Source organism: Streptomyces solincola (genome assembly GCF_002982015.1).
GTDB lineage: Bacteria > Actinomycetota > Actinomycetes > Streptomycetales > Streptomycetaceae > Streptomyces > Streptomyces solincola.
The window spans coordinates 1-5,235 of record NZ_PVLV01000452.1 but is presented as its reverse complement, the minus strand read 5'-3'; the positions used below and the strand labels follow the sequence as shown (position 1 = coordinate 5,235).

General features: G+C 73.1%; 4 protein-coding genes. 2 read left to right on the top strand and 2 right to left on the bottom strand.

The genetic code is table 11. The features are described 5' to 3' along the window. The first annotated feature begins 72 nt into the window (after positions 1–72). Positions 73–1,734 carry an FAD-binding oxidoreductase gene (locus tag C6N75_RS24330; RefSeq protein WP_105871040.1) on the top strand — a complete coding sequence of 554 codons (1,662 nt, stop codon included), beginning with the start codon at positions 73–75 and terminating at the stop codon, positions 1,732–1,734. 158 nt (positions 1,735–1,892) lie between these two features. Beyond that, positions 1,893–3,116, top strand: a complete 1,224-nt coding sequence (locus tag C6N75_RS24325; protein ID WP_105871039.1) for a cytochrome P450 — start codon at positions 1,893–1,895, stop codon at positions 3,114–3,116. A gap of 42 nt (positions 3,117–3,158) precedes the next feature. Here C6N75_RS24325 and C6N75_RS24320 read toward each other — a convergent pair whose 3' ends face one another. Then, complete coding sequence (locus C6N75_RS24320; protein WP_105871038.1) at positions 3,159–4,046, bottom strand: geranyl diphosphate 2-C-methyltransferase; 888 nt, start codon at positions 4,044–4,046, stop codon at positions 3,159–3,161. A gap of 26 nt (positions 4,047–4,072) precedes the next feature. Next, the coding region (locus C6N75_RS24315; RefSeq protein ID WP_219852909.1) for a family 2 encapsulin nanocompartment cargo protein terpene cyclase at positions 4,073–5,235 on the bottom strand (1,163 nt) is incomplete at its 5' end.

Genomic DNA, 5,235 nt, shown 5'->3' with positions numbered 1-5,235 from the left:
GTACGGGCGGACGGATGAACCAGCCGGACGGACCAGCCGGATGGACCAGAGCGATGAAGGGGCGGGCGCGGCATGACGCAGGGGCAGGGGCAGGGGCCGGTGCAGAAGTCGGAGGACGCGCGGACGGGGGAGGCGGTCCGGCGGCGGCCGAGCCGGCGCGGGGTGCTGCTCGCCGGGCTGGCGGCGACCGCCGCGGTCGCGCCCGGCGGCGCGATCGCGCACGCGGCCGACGGCGGCGCGGCCCGCGGCGCCCGGCCCGCGCCCGGCGGCGCTCGGACCGCGACCGCGGCCACCGGCCGCGCGTCCCAGGGGGCGTGGACCGCGTTCGGCCGGGAGCTGGCCGGGTCGCTGGTCCGCCCCGGCGACCAGGACTTCGACGCGGCCCGCACCCTGTTCAACCCGCGCTTCGACGCGATACGCCCGGCCGGTGTGGCCTACTGCGCCGGCCCGGACGACGTGCGCACCGCCTTCGCCTTCGCCCGCAAGCACGGCGTCCCGGTCGCGATCCGCAGCGGCGGCCACTCCTACGCCGGCGCGTCCACCGGCCGGGACCGCCTCGTCGTCGACGTGCAGCGGATGGCCCAGGTCACCCTGTCCGGCACCACCGCCACCGTCGGCGCCGGGGCCAAACTCATCGACGTGTACGACCGGTTGGCCGCCCGCAAGCGCGCCCTGCCGGCCGGGTCCTGTCCCACCGTGGGCGTGTCGGGGCTGGCGCTGGGCGGCGGGATCGGCGTGGTGGCCCGGGCCTGGGGCCTGACCTCGGACCACATCACCGCCGCCCGGATCGTCACCCCCGACGGCAGGCTGCGCACGGTGGACGCCACCCACGACCCCGACCTCTTCTGGGCGCTGCGCGGCGCGGGCAACGGCAACTTCGGCGTGGTCACCTCCCTCGACCTGCGCACCCACGCGCTGCCCTCCTGCACCACCTTCTTCCTGTCCTGGCCGTGGTCCCGGGCGGCCGCCGTGGTGCGCGAGTGGCAGCGCTGGGCGCCCACCGCCCCCGACGGCATCTGGGCCAATCTGCACCTCGCCGCCCCGGTCGGCGGCCGCCCCGGCTCGGTGCGGGTCGGCGGGCTGAGCCTGGAGCCCCGCTCCACCCTGATGAACCAGCTGGACCGCCTCGCCGACCGGATCGGCGCTCCGGCCGCCGGCCTCTCCGTGAAGCCGCACACCTTCATGGACGCCATGATGATCATGGGCGGGGTCTCGGGGCGCACCGTCGCCCAGGCGCACCAGCGCGGCACCCTGCCCGGGCGCACCCGCCAGGGCGTCGTCGCCCGCGAGTCGTACGCCGCCCGCTCCGACTTCTACACCCGCGACATCCCCGAGCGCGGGGTCAAGGCCCTGATCGCCCGGGTCGAGGCCCTGGCCGCGCTGCGCGGCGGCGGCGCGGGCAGCGTCGCCCTGGACGCGCTGGGCGGCGCGGTCAACCGGATCGGCGCCCGGTCCACCGCGTTCGTCCACCGCGACGCCCGCTTCCTCGCCCAGTACCTCGTCTCCTGGCCGGACGCCGCCTCCGCGGCGACCGTCTCCGCGCACCGGGCGTGGCTGGATGCCACCCATGGCGCGATGCGGCCCTGGGCCAGCGGCCGCGCCTACCAGAACTACGCCGACCCGGCGCTGAAGGACTGGCGGCAGGCGTACTACGGCGTCAACGCCGACAGGCTGGCGCAGATCAAGCGGACCTACGACCCCGGCCGCGTCCTCGCCTCCCCACTGGGGTTCTGATCCCGCCCGCCGCGCCGCGCGGCCTCGGTGACATGGTGTCGATCAATTTCAGCCAACCACCGCTCATCGGACAACCGGACTATCGTCAGCGCCATCCCGCCCATGAAATGATCAAAAGCTGTACCGATACAGCCGGTTGTTGATCCGATGGGAGCCTTATGTCCAGCGCGCCGCAGGTGCCCGACATCCTGTCACCCGAGTTCGCCGCGGACCCCTACCCGGCGTACCGGGCGATGCGCGAGAGCGCGCCGGTCTTCTGGCACGAGCCCACCCGGAGCTACGTCGTCTCGCGGTACGAGGACGTGGAGTACGTCTTCAAGGACAGGAACGGCGAGTTCACCACCGACAACTACGACTGGCAGATCGAGCCCGTCCACGGCAAGACGATCCTCCAGCTCAGCGGCCGGGAGCACGCCGTGCGCCGCGCCCTGGTCGCCCCCGCCTTCCGCGGCGCCGACCTCCAGGAGAAGTTCCTGCCGGTCATCGAGCGCAACTCGCGCGAACTGATCGACGCCTTCCGGCACACCGGCTCCGCCGACCTCGTCGCCGACTACGCGACCCGCTTCCCGGTCAACGTCATCGCCGACATGCTCGGCCTCGACAAGACCGACCACCCCCGCTTCCACCACTGGTACACCACCGTGATCGCCTTCCTCGGCAACCTCTCGGGCGACCCGGAGGTCGCCGCGGCGGGCGACCGCACCCGGGTCGAGTTCGCCGAGTACATGCTGCCGATCATCCGCGAGCGGCGCGACCACCTCGGCGACGACCTGCTCTCCACCCTCTGCGCCGCCGAGATCGACGGCGTGCGGATGAGCGACGAGGACATCAAGGCGTTCTGCAGCCTGCTGCTCGCGGCCGGCGGCGAGACCACCGACAAGGCGATCGCCGGCATCTTCGCCAACCTGCTCACCCACCCCGAGCAGTTGGCCGCCGTCCGCGCGGACCGCTCCCTCATCCCGCGGGCCTTCGCGGAGACCCTGCGCCACACCCCGCCGGTGCACATGATCATGCGGCAGTCCGCGACGGACGTGGAGCTCGGCGGCGGCGCCATCCCCGCCGGCTCCACCGTCACATGCCTGATCGGCTCCGCCAACCGCGACCCCGAGCGCTACCGCGAGCCGGACCGCTTCGACGTCTTCCGCGACGACCTCACCACCACGACCGCGTTCTCGGCCGCCGCCGACCACCTCGCCTTCGCGCTCGGCCGGCACTTCTGCGTCGGCGCGCTGCTCGCCAAGGCCGAGGTCGAGATCGGCGTGAACCAGCTCCTGGACGCCATGCCCGACCTGAGGCTGGCCGACGGCTTCGTACCGGCCGAGCAGGGCGTCTTCACCCGCGGGCCGGCGGCCCTCCCGGTGCGCTTCACCCCCGCGGGCTAGGGGTGTGGCGGGGGCCGCGCGGCCCCCGCCACCGACCGCGCGTCAGACCCGGTCGGCCGCGATCAGCAGGTACTGGAAGGAGCCGTCCCGGTACGAGTTGATGAACGCCTCCTCGATCCCGGTGACCAGGGACGAGGTGGCCCGCAGCTCCCAGTAGGGCAGCGTCTCGGCCGTCAGGTCCACGACCGCCTGCGGCACCAGGCGGTTGTCGGCCATGGCGCGCAGGTACTCCCGGCGGGAGTGGATGTTGCACTCGAAGTGCGCGTTGATCTGCGAGACCCACTTCGAGGGCTGGCCGTAGCGCGGGTTCCAGCAGCCGGTGACGGTCACATAGCGCCCGCCGACCCGCAGCACCCGGGAGTGCTCGGCGAACAGGTCCTGCAAGTCGACGTACATGCTCGACTCGTTGTTCCACGAGGCCGCCGCCTGCCCCGTCTCGAAGGGCATGGCCAGCATGTTGCGCACCTGGGCGCGGACATGGTCGGCGATGCCCAGTTCTGCGGCGCGCCGGTTGGCGAAGTCGGCCTGCTTGGCCGAGAGGGTGACGCCCTCGACCCTGCACCCGAAGCGCTGGTGGGCCATCACCATCGAACCGCCCCGCCCGCAGCCCGCGTCCACGAGCGTGTCGTCCCGCCCGACGGCGCCCAGGTGGTCCAGCAGGACGTCGGCCTGCGCCGACTCCAGCCGGTGCAGTTCGGCGATCAGCCGCTTCTCGTACCCGTCGTCCTCGGTGTCCCCGAGGGCGGCGTGGTCGACGTCGCCGATGCCGTAGTGGTGGTGGTAGAGGCCGTCGACATCGCCGAGGCGCAGGTTCACCGGCCTGGCCTCGGCGTTCCAGTAGCGGGCGATGTCCCCCTGGTAGGGCGTCGCGGGCGCGGGGATGAACGCGGAGGCGGCGCCGGTGGCGGTGGGAATCTCGGTGTGGGTCACGATCAGTCCGTTCTTGCCGGAGGTGGTTACCAGAAGTCGGGCAGGCTGTAGCGGTAGGTGTTGGTGCGGTGCCAGTCGTGGTTGCCGTCGACCCAGGCGGCCACGCCGCGCAGGAAGCGGCTGACGGTGACGACCGGACAGGCGGCGGCCAGCTCGGCCGCCGCGGCCTCGAAGGCGCGCATGAGGTCGTTGTGGACCTCCACCGCCTTCAGGTAGGCGTCTCGCTCGGACAGCCCCTCGCGCTCGGCGATCACCACCGGCAGGTTCAGGTGCCGGCCGGGGCTGTCCAGCTCCTTGGTGTAGGAGTAGAGGTCGTTGACGATGGTGGTCGCGTTGCCGGCCAGCGCGATGACCCGCTGCATGGCGGGCTGCGCGTGCAGGTCCGCCGGTAGTTCGTAGCCGCCGACGGTGTCGGTGATGGTGGGGCAGGGGCGGAAGTTGTTGAACTGCCGCATCGCCAGGTACTCCCACACCTCGGGCACGTGGTCCGTCTCGGACCAGGCGGCCTCGGCGAGGTAGCCGAGATGCAGCCGGGCCATGTCGTGCCGGTACCGGTCGGCCTGGGAGGCGGTGGACATGGCGGTGAAGTGCTCCATCGCCGAGCGGTAGGCCCGCCGCGGCGCGTCCGCGTGCAGCGAGTCCGCCCACCCGTCCTCGTACTCCGGCGTCGTGTACAGCGGGTCGAGCGCGGTGTGCGCGAGGAGCAGCCGGCCGCCGAGCCCCTTGGGCGAGCCGCCGAGGTCCTCGCAGTAGCAGTCGTCGACCGCGTTCTCGGCGACCATCAGCCGGGTGGCGACCATCAGGTGGTCGACGGTCGGGGCGTCCGGATGGCAGGCGACCATGTACCGCCCGACCGAGAAGCCGTCGAAGTGGCCCTCCCACTCGTCGGGGAACAGGTCGACCTCGTCCACCGCCCAGTCCTTGATCCGGCGGCTGACCTCCGCCACCCGCGCCGGGTCGGGCTCGGCGATCGGGTGGTGGTAGAGCCCCGGCACCGCCCTCCCCGCAGCCGGTTCTGTCACCGGTGCGCGTCCCGGATCCGGCGCGGGGTCCTCACGCCGGCTCGGGAAGAGACCCGAGGTGCCCAGTCCGGTGGGGCCGCGCAGGACGCCGGCCAGGAAGGACGGCGACGACGGCGAGGACAGAGAGGTCGGGGCGGACGGGACTGACGGGGTGGGCAGGGCGGATG